Consider the following 18,246-nt stretch of genomic DNA (forward strand, 5'->3'; position numbering starts at 1 on the left):
TGCGGAGGCCCGGCGGAGAACCGAACGGAGGGCGGGGAAGGCCGGGGGGAGGGCGGGTGCACCACTCGGGACGGACTCCGACGTCCGGCAAGAGGGCAACCGGCTTCCCGTGGGGACCGTTTCCTGCCACGCTTCGTGATGGAGCGTCCACGGTGCCGCTCCATGTCATGAACGGGAGCGGCGATGAACCCCCTCCAGCCGGGTGATCCGGAGCAGCTGGGCGACTACCGGCTGCTGGGCCGCCTGGGCGAGGGCGGGCAGGGCACGGTCTACCTCGCCGAAGACCGTGCCGGGACGCCCGTGGCGGTGAAGGCGCTGCACGCCGCGGCGAGCTCCGACCCGGTCCGGCGGCGGCGTTTCGCGGGCGAGGCGGAGCTGATCCGGCAGGTGTCGTCGTTCTGCGTGGCGGAGGTGCTGGACGCCGACCTCGACAGCGAGCGGCCGTACATCGTCAGCGAGTACGTCGATGGCCCCTCCCTGAAGACCGCCGTGGAGACCGGCGGGCCGCGGACGGGAGGCGCCCTGCGGCGCCTGGCGGTGGGCACCGTGACCGCGCTGGCCGCGGTCCACCAGGCCGGGATCGTGCACCGGGACGTCAAGCCGCCCAACGTGCTGCTCGGGCCGGACGGGCCACGGGTGATCGACTTCGGGATCGCCCGGCTGCTGGACACGGCCGCCACGACGACCGGGCACGTGGTCGGCACCGTCGCGTACATGTCGCCCGAGCAGGTGGCCGGCGCCCGTGTCGACTTCGCCTCCGACATGTTCAGCTGGGCCGCCACGATGGCCTACGCGGCGGGCGGGGAGGCCCCCTTCGGGCAGGACACCGTTCCGGCGATCATGTACCGGATCCTGCACGCCGACCCCGCGCTCCCCTCGCTCCCGGACGACCTGCGGGAGGTGGTGGCGGCCTGCCTGACCCGGGATCCGGAGCTGCGCCCGACCGCGCGGGAGGTGCTGCTGCGCCTGATCGGGGATGACACCGGAGGCGGCGGCGCGGCTCTCCTGGGACGGCCGGAGACGCGAGCCCGGTCCGAGGCACAGGTCCGGGCAGAGGCGCCGGTCCAGCCGGAGACGCAGACCCAGGCAGAGACCCGGGTCCCGCCGGAACCTCGGCCCCGGCTTGAAGCACAGACCCGCCTGGAGACCCGTACCCGGCTGGAGTCCCAGGTCCAGCCGGAGACACGGGCCCGGCTGGAGCCGCACGCCCAGCCGGAGACCCGGGTCCCGCCGGAGAACCCGGCCCCCGGCCGTCCGGGGGCGCGGCGATGGATCTGGGGGGCCGCCGCCGTCACCGTGGCGCTGGTGGTCACGGTCGCGGTCCTCGTCCTGCGGCCCGGGTCCGGGTCCGGTGACCCCGCGTCCGAGGTGGCGGGCACGCCGCTGCACGTCGACGACTTCAGCGAGCGGACCGGGTGGGACGGCTACACCTTCAACCCCGACGGCCCGCCGGAGGAACGCACCTACCGGGGCCACGAGATCGGCCGCGGGGTCTTCTCGCTCCGGGCCGACTCCTCCTACCCGACCAGTCCCGCGCTCTCCCCGATCCCGGCCAAGACGCCGGTCGCCCTGTCGTCCCCGGAGCGCGACGTGCTGGTCGGGGCGACCGCCCAGGTGCGGGAGGGTTCGACCGGTACGGGCGCGCTCGGGCTCCTGTGCTGGTGGGACGAGAACGTGCCCAACGGATACCAGTTCCTCCTCGGGTTCGACGGCACGGCCCGGGTCGTCAGGACCGCGCAGGGCGACCGCCTGAACGTGACGCCCGCCGTACGGGCGGACGCGCCGGGTGTGGGGCAGACGGTGCGTCTGCGGGCCGCGTGCCGCCGGACCGACGCCGGGACCCGCCTCACCTTCTGGGTCGACGGGACCCGGGTGCTCGACGTCACCGACGCCCGGGGCCTGCCCGGCGACGGCAACAGCCAGGCCGGTGTGATCGCCCAGGTGCCGGAGGGCGGTGCCGACGTCCTCACCGTCTCCTTCGACGACTTCAGCGTCCACCGGGCGCGGTGACGGGGCGGAGGCCGTACGGGCCCGCCCGCGGTCATCCGCCCCGCCGCACCGCGTGAGTGGACCCCGGAAAGAAAATTCAGAAAAATCTTGTGGCCCGTGTCGATCGGATGTCCCTCCGTTCGACGCGTCAGCGGAGGCCGGGACGGACCGGCCGGCAACGGAAGGATCACCACGATGCGGTTCCTCATGATGACCACGGACGACAGCTCCTCCGCGGGCAGCCCTCCGGACGAGCGGGTGGCGGCCGAGATGGGCCGGTTCATCGAGGAGATGAGCAAGGCGGGAGTGCTGCTGGCGACGGGCGGGCTGGACCCTCTTCCCACCCGGATCGAGTCCTCCGGAGGCAAGATCACCGTGACCGACGGCCCGTACGCCGAGGCGAAGGAGGTCGTCGTCGGGTTCGCGCTCATCGAGACGCGCACCAAGGAGGAGGCGATCGAACTGTCCAAGCGCTTCTGGCAGATCGTCGGTGACGGCAAGGGCGTGATCCACCAGGTGTTCGGGCCCGAGGACCTGGCGGCCGGGCAGTAGGCGGGCAGCGGGCTCCGGGGAACCGATCCCGGCGGGCTCCGGGAGGACGACGCCCGGGTGGCGGTCCACCCGGGCGTCGTGAGCCTCCGGGCTTGCGTCGGGGGAGGCCCGGATGCTCTCATCGTCGGCGTGACGGCCTCTGACACCCACCGCGTGATCGATGCGGTCTGGCGGATCGAGTCGGCCCGCATCATCGCCGGCCTCGCGCGCCTGGTGCGCGACATCGGCCTGGCCGAGGAGCTGGCGCAGGACGCCCTGGTCGCGGCGCTCGAGCAGTGGCCGGAGTCGGGCGTGCCGGACAACCCCGGCGCCTGGCTCATGGCCGTCGCCAAGCGCCGGGCCGTCGACCGCATCCGCCGGCAGGAGCGGCTGGAACGCAAACTGGAGGAGATCGGGCACGGTCTGGAGAGCGCGGATCCGGCCCCGGAGTTCGACGCCGTCCTCGACGCCCTCGACACCGAGCCCATCGAGGACGACATCCTCCGGCTGGTGTTCACCGCCTGCCATCCCGTCCTGTCCGCGCAGGCACGCGCCGCGCTCACTCTGCGGATGCTCGGCGGGCTGACGACCGAGGAGATCGCGCGGGCGTTCCTGGTCCCCGAGCCGACCGTCGCCCAGCGGATCGTCCGCGCCAAGCGCACGCTCGCCGAGGCGGGCGTGCCGTTCGAGGTGCCCGAGGGCCCCGAGCGCGCCGGACGGCTGGCCTCGGTCCTGGAGGTCATCTATCTGATCTTCAACGAGGGGTACGCGGCGACCGGAGGCACCGAGTGGATGCGCCTGGACCTGTGCCAGGAGGCGTTGCGCCTGGGCCGGATCCTGGCCGGGCTCGCCCCGCAGGAGGCCGAGGTCCACGGGCTCGTCGCGTTGATGGAGATCCAGGCCTCACGTGCCCGGGCGCGCGTCGGCCCGTCCGGTGAGCCCGTCCAACTGCTCGACCAGGACCGCGGCCTGTGGGACCGGCTGCTGATCCGGCGCGGTTTCGAGGCGCTGCTGCGCGCCGAGAAGCTCGGCGGGCCGCCGGGCCCGTACGTGCTGCAGGCCGCGATCGCCGCCTGCCACGCGCAGGCCCCCACCGCCGGGGAGACCGACTGGACGCGCATCGCCGCCCTCTACGAGCTGCTCGTCCGGCTGACCCCGTCACCGGTCGTGGAGCTCAACCGCGCGGTCGCGGTCGGGATGGCGTACGGCCCGGAGCGCGGGCTGAGGCTCGTGGACGCGCTCGTCTCGGACGCCGCGCTCAAGGACTATCACCTTCTGCCGTCCGTACGCGGTGATCTCCTGGCCCGGCTCGGCCGTCTGGAGGAGGCCCGCGCGGAGTTCGAGCGCGCGGCGGCCCTCACCCGCAACGCTCCGGAACGCGCCGTCCTCCTCGACCGCGCGGCCGCGTGCGCGGGCGGCTGACGCAGACCGACCAGAAAACGAGAGCGGTGCTCTTGACATGCCCGGAGGGAAGCTGGAGCATTGTCCTCTATAGAGAGCATCGATCTCTGATTCGATCGTCCCGAAGGAGCCCCCATGGTGCGCAAGCTGTTCTACCGGGGCCCGTCGCTCGCCGTCCTGCACGACGAGTACGCCGCTCACGGCCGCATCGACCGGGAGGCTCAGCTGATCTCCTCCTCCACGCTCGTCGTCGACGCTCCCGCGGAACGAGTCTGGGAGATCATGGCGGACCTGGCCGCATGGCCGTCCTGGTCGAACCTGGAGATCGTCGAACTCGGGGCCGTACGGCCCGGCGCGCCGTTCCGGTGGAAGCTCAACGGCGTCTCCATCCGGTCCCGGTTCGCCGTGGTGGACCCGGGACGCGAGCTGACCTGGACGGGCGTCTTCCTCGCCTACAGGGCGGTGGACCGGCACGTGCTGGAGCCGCTGGACGACGGACGGACCAGGGTCACCGTCGAGGAGTCGTTCGCCGGGCCGCTGGCGCCGCTCGTCTACAGCGAGCGCAAGCTCCGCGCCAACCACGAACGCTGGCTGGCCGACCTGGGGAACGCCGCCACCCCGATCTGAAGAACGCCACCGCCTGACGCCTCCGCATCCTGCGGGAAATCCACGTCCCGCTCCGGAGAGTGAGACACCCGGCACATTTCCCACACAACAAGTAAATAACGGGCTGGATCCGGTCGGATTCCCCTTACCCCGCGAATGTAATCTGAAAAAGATCATCGTTCGACCGCCGGGTGTGCCGACGGTGCGCCGACAGAGAATCAGGCCCCCTCCATGTCCCGCCGGCACCCGCACGCTCCGACGCGGCACCCGGACGACCTCGCCCGGGACCCCGGCGGACTCCGGAGGGCGCGCCCATGCGGCGGCTGATTCCGCACCGGCTTTTCATCGCCGTTCTCACCGTCGCGGCGGTGTTTCGCGTTCTCACCATGATCGGCTACTCGCCGGCCGTGTGGTTCGAGGACTCCTTCGACTATGTGGGCGTCGCCGAGCGGATGCAGCCCTACCCCGTCCGCCCCAGCGGCTATTCCTTTCTCCTGTGGGCGCTGCGCCCCCTGCACAGCTTCGCCGCCGTCACGGCCGTCCAGCACCTCATGGGACTGGCGACGGGTGTGATGATCTACGTGCTCATCCGCCGCAGGGTGAGCGCGCTGTCCCATCGGTGGGCGGCGCTCGCCGCCGCTCCGGCCCTTCTCGACGCCTACCAGATCTTCTTCGAGCACACCGTCCTCAGCGACGTCCTCTTCTCCTTCCTGGTGACGGCCGCGGTGACACTGGCGCTCTGGTCTCCGGAGATCTCCCTCCGCCGCGCCGCCCTGGCCGGGCTGCTCCTCGCCGCAGCGACACTCACCCGCTCGGTGGGCCTCGTCCTGCTTCCCCTGCTCGCCTGCCACTTCCTGATCAACCGCTCGGGCCGGCGCGCGGTCACCGCCGCCCTCGTGGCCGCGGTGCTCCCTCTCGGCGGGTACGCCCTCTGGTACGGCTCCTGGCACGGATCCCCGGCCATCACCGGGGGGAGCGGCGTATGGCTCTGGGCCCGGGTGATGCCGTTCGCCGACTGCCAGAAAATCGGCCCACCCCCGGACGAGGCCGTCCTGTGCCCGCCCCAGCCCCGGGAACGCCGCCCGACCTCCCCCTTCTTCATCTGGGCGGACTGGTCGCCCCTGCGCGAGGTCCCCGGCCATCCGGTCACGACCCACGCCGACCTGTTCCACCCCGAGATCGACGGACGGGCCGGCGCCCTCGCCCGGCGGGCCGTCGCCGGTCAGCCGCTGGACTATCTCGGGCTGGCCGACTGGGACCTCGGCCGCACCCTGGCCTGGAGCAGAGGCCCGAACCCCGCGCCGGTCGTCTACAACCGCTACGTCTTCCCCAACGTCACCGGCCCGCTGCCCGACGGCGTGCGGATCGCCGGGGGAACCATCCAGCAGGATCTGAGAGCGTACGAACGAGGCCCGGCGGCCACCCGGTTCCGCGAGCCGTTCGCAGGGATCATGCGCGCCTACCAGTCCTTCGTCTTCCTGCCCGGAACGGTCTTCGGCGTCCTCCTGATCCATACGGTGGTCCGTGCCGTCCGCTCCCGCAGGCGGACCCACCGGGTCGTGTTCCTACCGCTGGTCATGGGCGTCGCGCTCACCGTCACCCCGGTGCTCGTCACCTCGTACGACAGCAGATACTGGCTGCCCGCCATCCCCCTGCTCAGCATGGCGCTGGCCCTCACGTGGAGCCGCCCGCCGGGAGTCCCCTCCGCCGCCGTTCCGCAGGCGGCGGGGACGCCCGGCGGGCGGCGGCGGAACCGCCGCCTTGACCTCAAGATTGGTTGATGTCCGAGGATCGTCGGCATGACGGAGATCGAAAGCCCGGCGCACCGGGTCGCGGTGATCGGCACCGGAGCCGTCGGCAGCGCGGTGACGCGCCGGCTGCTCACCGGTGGACACGAGGTCGTGGTGTGGAACCGTACGGCGAGCCGCTCAGCCGGACTGGTGGCCGAGGGCGCCCTGCCGGCGGGATCGATCGGGGAGGCCGCGTCCTCCGGCACCCTGATCCTGCTCACCCTCACGGACTACGCGGCGGTGCGGCAGTGCCTCGCCGCGCTGGACACGGACCTGTCCGAACGGACGGTCATCGGAATGTACACCGGGACCGCCGACGACGCCCGACGGGCCGCCCGGCGGGTCACCGCTCTGGGGGCGCACTACCTCGACGCGGGCATCCAGGCCGCGCCCGAGATGATCGGCACCGACGCGGCGACCATCCTGTACAGCGGCTCCCGGTCCGCCTTCGAGCGGCACCGTACGACCCTCGAACTGCTGAGCAGGCCGCGCTTCGTGGGAGAGGCGCCGCAGGCGGCCGCCGTCTGGGACCTCGCCCTGTTCGGCGTCTGGTACGACGCCCAGCTCGGCCTGCTGCGCGCCCTCGACACCGTACGGGAGACCGGCATCGACATCGCCGAGTTCTCCGACACCGCGGCCACCCAGCTCGGCCACGTGGTCACCGGGATCCCCACCGCGGTCTCGGAACTGCTCCAGGCCGCCTACCCCGCGGGCCCCGCCACCCTCACCGAGCACCTCACGGTCGTCCGCCACCTCATCGAGCTCCGGAGCGGCGGGCGACTCGGCGACGGCGGGCTCCCGGCGGTGGCGGCGAGGATCGAAGCGCTCATCGCGGACGGCCGAGGAGACGAAGGACTGACCGCGACGGCCGGGTAGTGCTCAGCTCAGCTCAGCCCCGTTCGGCTCCGTTCGGCTCCGTGATCGGCAGGGCCGTGACGGCGCATGGGACCCGGCCCGGAGACGTGCTCCGAGCCGGGTCCGCACCACGCAGGGGCCTACTTGAGGAGCTGGCGGGCCATCACCATGCGCTGGATCTGGTTGGTGCCCTCGTAGATCTGGGTGATCTCAGACCCCGGATCCGGCCACCTGCGAAAATCGCTCGATCACGCCGCTGAGCAGGGATTACGCCTGTGATCGCATCGCGTCACTTCTCACTGTTTTCGGCGTTCTCACGGAACTACGACGGAACACGGTGCCTCACCGGCTGGGCAGTCGCGCCTGAACTGACCCCGCAGGTTCATGGGGTGCAACTGGCTCAGTTCCTCATACGTCACCTGCCGGGACGCGTCCATGAAGAAGTGTGACCGCCGTACGGCCTCGGTGGCTTCTTACGAACAGGTTTGATGCTCATCAGGGTGATCAGCGCACGATCCGCTTCCACAACCTGAGGCACTCGCGTGCCTCGCTCCTACTCGATCAGGGCGTGGACCTGGTAGTGATCAAGGAGCTGCTCGGCCACGCCCATATCTCTATCACCGCTAATACCTACGCCCACGTCCGGCTCCACCTCCAACGCGACGCCATCGAACGCATGGGCGACGCCCTCGACGGCCCCGAACCATAGCCATCAAAAAACGATCACGACTGCTGTAGCCGTCAGAAGAGCCCAAGAAGCCCCGCCAAGCGTAAATCGGCGGGACTTCGGTTGGATTTGATATCTACGCGGCAGGACGTGAATTATCTATCGAAACGATACCCCTGAGGCCACTACCGACCGTCAGCAACGCACCCTTTCGCTATCGCGATATCTGAATCCAGGGCACTCATCTAATAGGCTCCCTGCTGGCGTCTATAACGGTGGAGAGAAGGACAGCACTCAAGGGTGGAAACATTTCACCCTCGAGCCATTGAGGGAGCTTGAAATTGTCGATAAATGCAGCACCCCCTAACGGATGTGTATCCGGCTGCACAGAGATTCCCCATGGGGCTATATCGGTCACACACCGCCAGGATATCGAATCCCTAATCAGCCTCCACCACTCCCGCTCACCGCATCCACATCCGACCTTTAGCCAGTTCGTTAAACCTTCCCATCCGGCCAACTGGAATAACGAGTTCAATTCGAAGGGAGCCGTTAGGGCCTTGCCAGTCAAAACGAGCTACGATATCACCGAACCCGCCCAGAAAACGCCTATTCATGCAGTGCCGGATACACGAATCAGGGAATCTACGGCGGCCCACTGACCCTCCCACCCCCTAACGATGCGATCCACCCATTACACACACCATGCATCCAGGACCGCCAAGAGCCTTATCGAGATCACACATGACCCTGGCTAACCTCTCCTCGTCCTCCTGCGGAAACTTCTCGACAGGAGTGCCTGCAGCGAAGTGTTCGCCAACCATATAGAGGTGATCACGGAGGAGCAGCGCAGTCCTGCGATCCAGTCGGAGGGTGATTTCTTCCATATAGCAAGACTATTGGATTTTATCAAGAACGGCAAGTGCACATATATTGTCAGACAATCTCTGCGATCCGAAACCGCCAGACAGAAGGAACGAAAATAATATTTGCTATCTATCGCTAAAATCCAGACCAGAGCATGGGGATAGAATACTCAGACCATCCATCCACAAAGAAGAATCGCCCCCCTTCAAAGAGGGGCGATTCTTCGGATTCAGCGTTGGGTATTTTTTGTCACAGTGCAGGATATCTTTGCGAAGTCTCCATCCACCGTAACACCGTCATCACCTGCATACCATTGGGCATATACAGGATCATTAGGCCTGGGCGGATAATCTGAATAGAATTCCACCCCTCTCGCCCCTTCAGGCAATGGCCCTCGATGGGCCTGTACAGTTGGCGTGAAACCGCCCGTGGGAGTCCTTCCCCAGAGCTCTCCCGATTCCTCAATCATCCGCGCAACTTCATCCGTCTGAGTCTTGGACTCCTTCCGATGGAAGGGACCGAAAACCCGCCTAGTCTCAAAAGGATCATCGTTGTGGACAAGGATCGCCTGATTGCCTGCTACCACATGGTAGGTGTGCAGGTCGTCGACTGTTAGGTTGTGGACGCGTTGGGTAGCGGTCCGCTTCTCGACAGCGGTGATCTGGACATGGGTGCCAGCCGAGGTCTGCAGCCACATGCCGGGCTGGAGTTCGCCGGCCGTCAGCCACTTGCGTAGGGCCGGGACCCAGAACGGGTGCTCGTCTGTGGCAGTGATGAGGTCGGTGGCCTTGCCACGATCGCCGTCGATGTCGACGGTGACCTCAACGAGGTTCTTCACGCCGTCGCCGGTGATCAGGGTGATGACCGGCTTGGCCGCGGTGACACCCGCCTGCGGGTCGGTGGCCATGACGTAGTCGCCGACCTTGACGTCCTCGATCGCCTTGGTGGAACCGCCCGCCATGAGGACACGGGTGCCCGGAACGAAGCTGTTGGGCTTGCGCCTGCTGGTGTCACAGCCGTCACCGCCCATACCCGGCGGGTCCATCATCGGCAGGTCCGGGGCCGTCTGGTCGATGAGGTCGTCCACCAGCTTGTCGGTGGTGTTCTCGACGAAGTTCTCGACCAGGTCCTTGGCGCACTTCGCAAGACCGAAGCAGGGCATTCCCCAGTCGCCGAAGTCCGGCGGCTCGACACCGGCGGCATCACCGAGGCCGGCCGTGAGATCGCCGATTGCGTCGCCGCTCAGCTCCATGGAGATTTCGTTCTTCGTGGTCGACTTGGTGGACTTGGCCTTGGACTTGGCCTTCGTCTTGACCTTGCCGGCTTGCTTCTTGACCTCCTTGGTCGCCTTCTTCGTGACCTTCTTCACCGTCTTCTTGGCGTTCTTGACGGTCTTCTTGGCGTTCTTGACCGTCTGTTTCGCGGCCTTCTTGACGGCCTGCTTCGTGACTTTCTTTCCGGCCTGCCGCAGGGTCTTCTTCACACCCTGCTTGGCGACCTTTTTGGCCGCCTGTTTGACGCCCTGCTTCACCCCTTGCTTGACGCCCTGTTTCGCCCCCTGCTTGGTGCCCTGCTTCACCCCTTGCTTGGCGGCCTGTTTGACGCCCTGCTGCACCGTCTTCTTCGCTGTCTGCTGAGCGAGTTTCTTGGCGGTTTCCGTGGCCAGCCGCTTGGCCGCCTCAGCCGCCAGCCGCTTGGCCGCCTCGGCTGCCATACGCTGGGCGATCTGCCGGGCGATGACCTGCGCGGCGATCCGGGCGGCATGGAACAGCAGCGGGATGCAGAACGGGCAGTTGCCCGACGGGTCGGTGAGGGAGAGCGGATCTCCGCCCACGTAGGTGTAGCGGTTGAGGTTGATCGACGGGTACGGGCTCAGCGTCACGTCGTCGCGCGAGGCGAAACCGCCGGTGCCCGGCATGTACCACCGGGCGAGCATGTTGACCTTGCCGGTGACAGGATCGGTGTACTCGCCCTGGAAGCCCAGTCTCCGCTGGGTCCCGGTCCGGGTGATGACCTCGCCGAACGGATCGTAGGCGGTGGAGTCCACCAGCGCGGTCCCGGAGAAGGTCCCCACCACGTCGCCGTGCTGGTCCGACATCACGCCCAGCGCGGGACCCGTGCCCTCCTTCAGGCCGAGCAGGCCGCCGGAGGGGTCCCGGCCGTACCTGGCCTGGACGGCGCCCGCCCCGTCGGTGACGGCGACGATGTCGTTCTCCAGACCGGAGTAGGCGAAGTTCTCGACCGAGCCGCCCTGGGTCCGGGAGGCCAAGCGGCCCAGCCCGTCGTAGGTGTAGGCGGCGTCGCCGTCGGCCACCAGACGGTCGAAGGCGTCGAAGGTCAGGTTCCGGGTGACTCCCCCGGTGGTCTCGCTGGCCAGCGTGCCGCGCGGGGTGTAGGTGTAGTCGACGCCGCCGCCGGAGACCAGGCGGTTGCGCTCGTCGTAGGTGAAGGTCTCCGTCCCGGCCCTGGTCCGGTTGCCCGAGGCGTCCCACTCGTAGGTCGTGACGTTTCCGTCCGGGGCCTTCCACGAGGTGAGCCGGCCGGCCCGGTCATAGCCGTAGGTGTTCGTCCCCGCGCCGGCCGTACCCGCGGTGATCTTGGAGATGAGGTTGTCGTCCTTGTCCCAGCCGTAGGTGATCTTCGCGAGTTGGGCGCCGGAACTGTTCTTCAGCGTGTGACTGGTGATCCGGTCCATCGCGTCGTAGGTGAAGGACTGGGCGTTGGTCGGGTTGGCCGAGCTCAGCGAGGTGAGCCGATCCGCCTTGTCGTAGCCGTAGGTGAAGGAGCGGGCGGTCACCGGCTCGGCCGCCGTCTTGAGACGGTCGTCGTTGTCCCAGCCGAAGGTCGCGGTACCGCTGGCGTCCACGCGCTGGGTCACGTTGCCCATGTCGTCGTAGGTGAACGCGGCCGTCTGGTTCGATCCCTTCGACACCTTGGTCAGCAGACCCCGGTCGTTGTACTCCAGGGTGTAGTCGCCGATGGCCGTCTCGCGGCCGGCCAGGTCATAGCCGTAGGTCCGCTCCGGGGTCGCGACCTGCGCCCCCGAGCCGGTCTCCTTGACCAGGCGTCCCAGTTGGTCGTACTGACGGTCGACACGTACCCCGCCGGGGTTGATGACGGCGGTGACGTTGCCGCCCGCGTCGTAGACGCTGGTCCAGGTCCGGTCGGCCGGCTGCGGATGGGCCTGGGTGGCGGGCTCGACCACCGCTTCGGGCAGGCCGAGGCTGTTGTAGGTGGTCCAGACGGTGTTGCCGCGGCCGTCGGTGGAGCGGGTCAGTTCGCCGGTGGCGTCGTAGCCGAAGGTCGTGGTGATGGTCTTGCCGTCCGCGACCGGCTCGATGAGTTCCACCATCGCGTTCGTGGCGTCGTAGGCGCGCCGTACGGCATGGCCCTCGGCGGAGGTGTCCGTGGTGGGGTTGCCCGCCACGTCGTAAGCGGTGCGGAAGGTGCGCTGCAGCGTTCCGGACGCATCCAGATCTTTGATCGCTACCTGCCGGCCCGCCAGGTCGTACTCGGTGACCGTGGCGTTGCCCAGCGGGTCGGTCGACTTCGTGGTGCGGCCCGCCAGGTCGTACTCGTACTGCGTGACATCGCCCAGCGGGTCTTTGATGGCTGTGACCTCACCGGCCGGGTTGACGGTGTACTCGACGGTGCGGTTGCCGGGCGAGACCTCCTTCGTCTTGCGTCCGGCGTCGTCGTACTCCATCTTCGTGATCAGCGCCCTGGGCGTCGGCTTGCGCTCGATGAGCGTGGCGGTGATCTGCCGGCCCAGGTCGTCGTAGGTCGCCTCACTCTGTGCGCCCGTGGGGTCCACGGTCTTGAGGAGTTCACCCACGGTGTCGTACTCGTAGGTCCACTGCGCGCCGGGCTGGCCGTTCGGCCCAGGCTCGACGGCCCGCACCCGGTTGCCCAGCGCGTCGTACTCGGTCGTCCACACCGATCCGCGCGGATCGGTGTACTTGGTGACCCGGCCTGCGGCGTCGTAGACGTAACTGTTCTTCGGCGTGAGAGTGCTGCCACCACCCGGTGGCGTGTACGGTGCCGCCGTCACCGAGACGGTACGGCCCAGCCGGTCGAAAGCCGTCACGGTCGTGCGGCCTTCCGCGTCCACCGCGTGGGTCCTGCGGCCCGCGCTGTCGTAGCCGTAGCGGACGGTGGGACGCGCGTTCGACGCCTGACCGGCCTTCTCGACCGTCACCTCGGGAGTCTTGACCTCGACCAACTGATCGGCGAGGTCGTAGCGGTAGGAGGTGGTGAAACGGGCGCGGTCGGCTCCAGGCAGGTTGCCCCGGGGGTCGGTCATCTCCACGACCAGGCCCCGGTCATCGACCGTCCAGGTGGTCACGATGTCCTGCGCGCCGTTCTCCACGGTCCGCCGGGTCATCATGTCGTCGGCGTTGTAGGCGTACTCGGTCACCTCGGTGCGGTCGGTGCCGTAGGCCGAGTGCGTCTCCTTGATCACGTTGTCGTTGGCGTCGTACACGTACTCCGTTCCCCGTGAGAACGTCGGGATCTCGGAGGTGAACGGGGCTTCCAGCGCCGTGGAGAGCAACCGGTCCGCGGCGTCGTACTCGTAGAACAGCTGCTGGGTGCCGCCGCCGAGGACGCGCTTGATCACGTTGCCCGCGTCGTCGTAGGTGTTCTCCTCCATGACCACGTCACGGGGTGTGGTGGACCCGTTGAGCCGCACGTCGTCGGCGATCACCTTCGACAACAGGTCGTCACCGAAGTAGGTGTAGGAGGTCTTGCGGCCCATCGCGTCGACCTCGGAGGCCAGGCGCCCCTCGGGGTCATACGCATAGGACTCGATGACCAGGTCCTTGGCGGGCTGCGGGTTGAGCGGGCTCCCCGTCCAGTTCTTGAGCGTGCGGGTGGCCAGTTCGCCCCGGGCGGTGTAGCCGTAGTGGAAGACGTTGCCCAGTTCGTCGGTGACGCTGGTACGCGCCCCGGTGTGGTCCCAGGCGTAGCGCACCACACCCCCTTCGGGGCCCGTGACGGTCTCCACCCGGCCATAGGCGTCGTAGGTATAGGTGATCTTCCGCTCCGGATCTCCGCCGGTCAGGTCGACCACGGTGTCGGTGAGCTTGCGGCCGTCCGCGTCGTAGGCGTAGCGGGTCTGGCTGGTATGGGTGACCCCGGTGACCTCGTTCTTCACCGCGGCTCCCGTATGGGTCAGCACCCGGCCCACGCCGTCGTAGGTGAAGGTCGTGGTCACGCCGTCGGGATGGGCGTCCGAGATCTCCGTACGGGAGACAACCCGGCCGAGCGCGTCGTGACCGTACCTCGTCACCAGGCCGGACGGGTCCTTCTCCTCGGCAAGGTCCCCGGCCGCGGTGTAGCGGTAGGTCGTCTCGTTGCCCTTGGGGTCCTTCTCCGACTTGAGCAGGCCGGCGGGCGTGGTGCCGCCGCCGACGGCAGGCTCGGCGCCCGTGGTGTAGGTGTAGGTCGTGGACCGGCCGTCGGGGAAGTCGGGGGTCGCCGGCGACGTCTCCTTGAGAATCTCCCCGAACTCGCTGTACTCCCAGCGGGTCGCCCTGGCGTAGGCGTCAGGATCGGGGAAGGGCGCGTCCATGGTGGCCAGCAGCTGGTCGTTGCGCGGGTCGAACTCGTTGGTGCTGTCGCGGTAGTAATCGAAATAATCCGTCTGGCACTTCCCCGTTTCCCGGCAGGTCGTGCTGCTGATCACGTTCCCGCGCTCGTCGTAGGACTTCTGGGCCACGTTGCCGTTGCGATCGGTCACCTTGGCGAGGAACCCGCCGCTGTCGTACCCGTTGACGGTCTTCTTACCGAGCTGGTCGGTCTCCGACACGAGGCGATACCCGCGCCAGGAGTCGTGCTCGTATTTGATCACGCCGTTGTGGGGATCGGTGACACTGATCGTCATCAGCCCGCGGTCGTTGATCGACTCGCCGATGCCGGTGTAGACGGGCTCGCCCAGCTTCCAGGTGCCGCCGTGCTGGTCGGTGTGGGTGACGACCCGGTCGTTTGCCGGGTTGTAGGTAGTGGACATCCACACCCGCCCGGAAGGCAGCGTGATTTTGTTCAGTTTGAAGGGCGCCTCGGCACGTGCCTCATAGTGAGACCGGACCTCCTCCGCGCTCAGAGCCCGGTCGTAGGCCGCGAACTCGTCGATCAACCCGGTGAAACCGAACTCGGCGGGCTCGGAACGTCCGGCGGGCGACCCAGGCAGACGCGAATCCGCGCCGCCACTGCCGATGACGCTGGAAGCCATCCAGTCCAGGTGCTCGACGCCCACGTTGGCCGAGCCCGCAACCTCACCGTCGACGTACAGCTTGGTGACGCCGTCGGCCACGGTGATCACCGCGTGGTGCCACTGGCCGTCGTTGACCGCCCGCTGGGACGTGACAGGGGTGTAGGGCATCTCGAACGGGGCTTCCATCTGCCCGCGGAGCTTGCCGTCGACACCGACGTAGAGACCGGGGACTCCGTTTTCCGGCGAGGTGGGATCCCAGCCGTTGGTACCGCCGCTCCAGAAGATGAACCCGGAGCCATTGGTCTTGAACCATGACTCGATGGACAGACTCTTGCCCAGCTTGGGAAAGAGTCCCCACTGCTGGATGCCCGAGGAAGTGCCGCTGCCCTGGAAGTTGACCGCAGCGTTCGAGGTACCGGTCAAAGCGCCGGGCCTACCGGTCTGCGCTCCCGAGGGAAGGTATGCGCAATCAGTCTGGTTGGTCTCGTCGGGCAAGCAGGTGTAGGTACCGAGCTCGCTGTCATTGATAGAGCGGACATCTCCCATCCGCCAGTAGCCGACGGGTCGATCGTCCAGCACGACCTCCCGGTAGCGGGAGCCGGTCATGTAACCGTAGGTGGTGCAGTTGGGGGCGGCCACCGGCGAGCACACCTGGCTGAGGCGCTGACCGTCGTAGTGGTAGGTCCAGGTCAGCGGCTGCCCGTCGACCGGGTCGGTGGCCACGGCCGTGACGCGCCCGCCCGTCCAGGTGAAGGTGAGCGACCGGCCGCCGGTCGCGGTGACCTTCGACAGCTTTCCGTCGCTCCCGTAGACCAGGTCCTGGGTACGGCCCCGGCTGTCGGTCAGCTTGGTCAGGCGGCCCTGCGCGTCGAAGACGTAGGAGGTCGACGACTTGTCCATCAGCCGCCAGCCGCCGCCCTCGACCGTGGCCAATGTGGCGTGCACACCGGGCGGGGGCTGGAAGTAGACGGTGGTGTCCGTGGGCGGTGGAGCCTCCGGGTTGGGGCGTTCCCGCTTCTCGGCGAAGCGGAGCTTGCGGCCGTCGGGATAGGTGACCAGCAGCGTCCGCGGGGAGTCACCGCCGGCTTGGACCTTCATGTCGAAGCGCGTCGACCAGCCGGCCCCGAACATCCCGTCAGTACGGGGATCGAGGCTGTTGTAGGAGCGGACCACCGACAGCGGCGGACCCGCGGTGGCGATCGAGGCGTCCATGAAGGCGGTCGTATAGTTGCCCGCGAGCTGATGGAACTCCTGCCCGTTGACACCACGGGCGGCGAGCTGAGAACTCACCAGCGGTTGGCGCACACCGGTGGTGAAGGTCAGGTCCTCGATGGTTCCGACTTCCTGGGTGCCGGTATCGCGCACCGACACCTCCCAGGTGTACTGCTTACCCCACTCCAGTACACCTTCGGGCACTTTCCACCCGGACTCGGTCCACCAACGCCACCCGGACTCCTCGCAGTACCCCGTGCTCCAGTCGTCCGACAGCAGGCAGACCTTGTAGCGGTACTGGTACGGACCGTATCCGGCTCCGGCGTTGTAGCCGTGGGCGTTCAGCTCCGGCGTGAGAGTGTCGACCTGGGCTTGGTCTTCAGGGTAGTAGTAGGGGATCCAGATATTGCTGGCAGTCGCACTGGCAGCAGTCGTTGCGCCAGCGGTGGTCCGCAAACTGGAAAACTGCACCCGTGCCGCGCCCGAAGGCTTCCGCCGTGCCTCCGAGGATGCCGACGGCTCATCGAGCGGCAAGGGCCCCTCCGGCTTCCTGGCCGGACGAAGCCCACGCACGTCCAGCGGCAGTGCTTCCTTGAGCCTGTGGGACTTGGCCGCCCTCGGCCCGACAGTCCTCTTCTTGCCCTCGGTCGCAGCACCATCCGGCTGAGTGGCCTTGGTGTCGACCAGTGAGGGCAGCCTCTGGGCCGAACCTGTCAGCTGATCCGGCGTGTCAGGTACAACTTGCGCCGCAGGACTCACCTTCGCCCAAGAAGGCTCCGCACTCAACTGCGTCAGGCCCGGCAGTGCCAGCGGCACCGTGATCAACGCTATCCAGCGCGGCAGACGCGTGCTTCTCCGCGGCCAGCCAGACCAACCCATGCGCCGTTACCCTCCGAACCGCCGGCGCGAACGGCTGTCGCCCTCGCACCGCCCCGCCCCGCCACCTCCTGCGAAACGGACAGGAATCAACGGCTTGGAGTGATCAACACAGCAAACGATCAGAAGGTACACAAGGGAGACTTGAGCGACAAGATACAAATATGAGGGAAATGAGGCGTGTATCCCAAATGTATCGGGAAGATCCGATTTCCCGATTTATTGCTACAGAGAGTAACCGGTGGAGCTTCTCTGCAGTCCTCCCGAAAGCGCTGCGTGGACAACAAGACCGGCGAGGTCTTCCCACATGGTCGTCCAGCACAGACAGCTTCACGATCCCGAGGATCATGGCCGGTTTCCTACCCAGACGAGTTCCCACTCGCCTATAGCGGCCTTCCCAGCCCGTCGCCCGAAGCGTCTCCACCGACCCCGGCGCGGTCCATCTCGCCGAACTGGTTGTCCGCGGTCCCGTCGGTGACGATCGCAACTTTCCAGCCGTCCGCGCGCAGCCGCGACAAGCCGTCCATGACCTCGGGGCGGCAGTGGACGAGATACGGCATCCGCTCCCGGTACCGCCTCCACAACTCGTCGACCGGGTCGGACAGGGCGAAGTGAGCGCGGACCTTGGCGAAGAACTCTTCGCGGTGCGGGTAGCCGGCCCTGTCGAGAGCGATCAGCCAGTCAACCGCCTCATGTCCAAGGCCCTGCTCGGCCGCGAACTCCCCGGCCCATACCTGAAACGCCTCATCCAGGTCCACGAGCGTGTTGTCCAGATCGAAGAGAGCAAGGCGCCGCACGGTCTCCGATCCTACGGGCGCCGTCGTCCGCCCCGCTCCTCTGTGTCGGCTCCCGCATGCGGGCCGTCGAAAATGATCTCCAGCGAGGACGAGTACGCAGCGGTGTCCTCCTCGACCTCTCCGGCGCCGGGACCGGCGGCCGTTCCCTGTCGCGTCACGGCGACGGCCCGGCAGGCGAAGCCGTCCTGCATGGCGTGCTCCCAGGTGAACAGGACCTCCTCACCTTCATTCAACGTGCAGTACCGGCCAGGCAGGGCTTCTATCGCGGAGAAGTGCACCCACACCTCCCCCGGGACGCCCGGGGAGGCCAGGACTCCCCAGCCCTCCTCGCCATCCCAGGACACGACCGTTCCGGTGACCTCGTCCATCGCGCGGGCTCCCTCCAAGGGGCACAGGATGCCTTCTGTTCCGTCCCTGCTCCACGTCTCACGGAACAGGGAC

The 18,246-nt window shown here is 67.8% G+C and carries 10 protein-coding genes; 7 read left to right on the plus strand and 3 right to left on the minus strand.

All coding sequences use genetic code 11. The features are described from left to right. The first annotated feature begins 183 nt into the window (after positions 1-183). From IEZ08_RS27985 to IEZ08_RS40680, 7 genes are all read left to right on the plus strand, one after another. Positions 184-2,010, plus strand: coding sequence for a serine/threonine-protein kinase (locus IEZ08_RS27985; RefSeq protein ID WP_189243308.1), 1,827 nt, complete (start codon positions 184-186; stop codon positions 2,008-2,010). A 174-nt stretch (positions 2,011-2,184) separates the two neighbouring features. Then, entirely contained in the window at positions 2,185-2,541 is a 357-nt protein-coding gene (locus IEZ08_RS27990; protein WP_068921399.1) for a YciI family protein, read from the plus strand. 129 nt (positions 2,542-2,670) lie between these two features. After that, the gene (locus tag IEZ08_RS27995; protein ID WP_189243309.1) at positions 2,671-3,942 is read left to right on the plus strand and encodes an RNA polymerase sigma factor; all 1,272 of its coding nucleotides are present in this window, start codon (positions 2,671-2,673) and stop codon (positions 3,940-3,942) included. 114 nt (positions 3,943-4,056) lie between these two features. Further along, positions 4,057-4,548: an SRPBCC family protein gene (locus tag IEZ08_RS28000; protein ID WP_189243310.1), complete on the plus strand. Its 492-nt coding sequence runs from the start codon at positions 4,057-4,059 to the stop codon at positions 4,546-4,548. A gap of 293 nt (positions 4,549-4,841) precedes the next feature. Next, positions 4,842-6,308 carry a hypothetical protein gene (locus tag IEZ08_RS28005; protein WP_189243311.1) on the plus strand — a complete coding sequence of 489 codons (1,467 nt, stop codon included), beginning with the start codon at positions 4,842-4,844 and terminating at the stop codon, positions 6,306-6,308. Between the two features lie 18 nt (positions 6,309-6,326). After that, the gene (locus tag IEZ08_RS28010) at positions 6,327-7,193 is read left to right on the plus strand and encodes an NAD(P)-binding domain-containing protein (RefSeq protein WP_189243312.1); all 867 of its coding nucleotides are present in this window, start codon (positions 6,327-6,329) and stop codon (positions 7,191-7,193) included. A gap of 424 nt (positions 7,194-7,617) precedes the next feature. Next, positions 7,618-7,881, plus strand: coding sequence for a tyrosine-type recombinase/integrase (locus IEZ08_RS40680; protein WP_189243313.1), 264 nt, complete (start codon positions 7,618-7,620; stop codon positions 7,879-7,881). A 1,054-nt stretch (positions 7,882-8,935) separates the two neighbouring features. Here the strand turns inward: IEZ08_RS40680 and IEZ08_RS28020 are convergent. The 3 genes from IEZ08_RS28020 to IEZ08_RS28030 form a co-directional block, all read right to left on the minus strand. Continuing rightward, positions 8,936-16,588: a polymorphic toxin-type HINT domain-containing protein gene (locus IEZ08_RS28020; protein ID WP_189243314.1), complete on the minus strand. Its 7,653-nt coding sequence runs from the start codon at positions 16,586-16,588 to the stop codon at positions 8,936-8,938. Between the two features lie 803 nt (positions 16,589-17,391). Beyond that, positions 17,392-17,805 (minus strand): HAD family hydrolase, encoded by a 414-nt coding sequence (locus tag IEZ08_RS28025; protein ID WP_068921391.1) that lies wholly within the window; start codon positions 17,803-17,805, stop codon positions 17,392-17,394. An 11-nt stretch (positions 17,806-17,816) separates the two neighbouring features. Next, positions 17,817-18,173, minus strand: coding sequence for a cold-shock protein (locus IEZ08_RS28030; protein WP_189243315.1), 357 nt, complete (start codon positions 18,171-18,173; stop codon positions 17,817-17,819). Between the last annotated feature and the right edge of the window lie 73 nt (positions 18,174-18,246).

Origin of the sequence: Planobispora rosea (assembly GCF_014648175.1) — a bacterium.
In the GTDB taxonomy this organism is placed as follows: domain Bacteria; phylum Actinomycetota; class Actinomycetes; order Streptosporangiales; family Streptosporangiaceae; genus Planobispora; species Planobispora rosea.

Bases quoted from the DNA above. Each gene is read 5' to 3' on its own strand.
- IEZ08_RS27985 (WP_189243308.1), top strand. From the start codon at position 184: ATGAACCCCCTCCAGCCGGGTGATCCGGAGCAGCTGGGCGACTACCGG.
- IEZ08_RS27990 (WP_068921399.1), top strand. From the start codon at position 2,185: ATGCGGTTCCTCATGATGACCACGGACGACAGCTCCTCCGCGGGCAGC.
- IEZ08_RS28000 (WP_189243310.1), top strand. From the start codon at position 4,057: ATGGTGCGCAAGCTGTTCTACCGGGGCCCGTCGCTCGCCGTCCTGCAC.
- IEZ08_RS28005 (WP_189243311.1), top strand. From the start codon at position 4,842: ATGCGGCGGCTGATTCCGCACCGGCTTTTCATCGCCGTTCTCACCGTC.
- IEZ08_RS28010 (WP_189243312.1), top strand. From the start codon at position 6,327: ATGACGGAGATCGAAAGCCCGGCGCACCGGGTCGCGGTGATCGGCACC.
- IEZ08_RS28030 (WP_189243315.1), bottom strand. From the start codon at position 18,173: ATGGACGAGGTCACCGGAACGGTCGTGTCCTGGGATGGCGAGGAGGGC.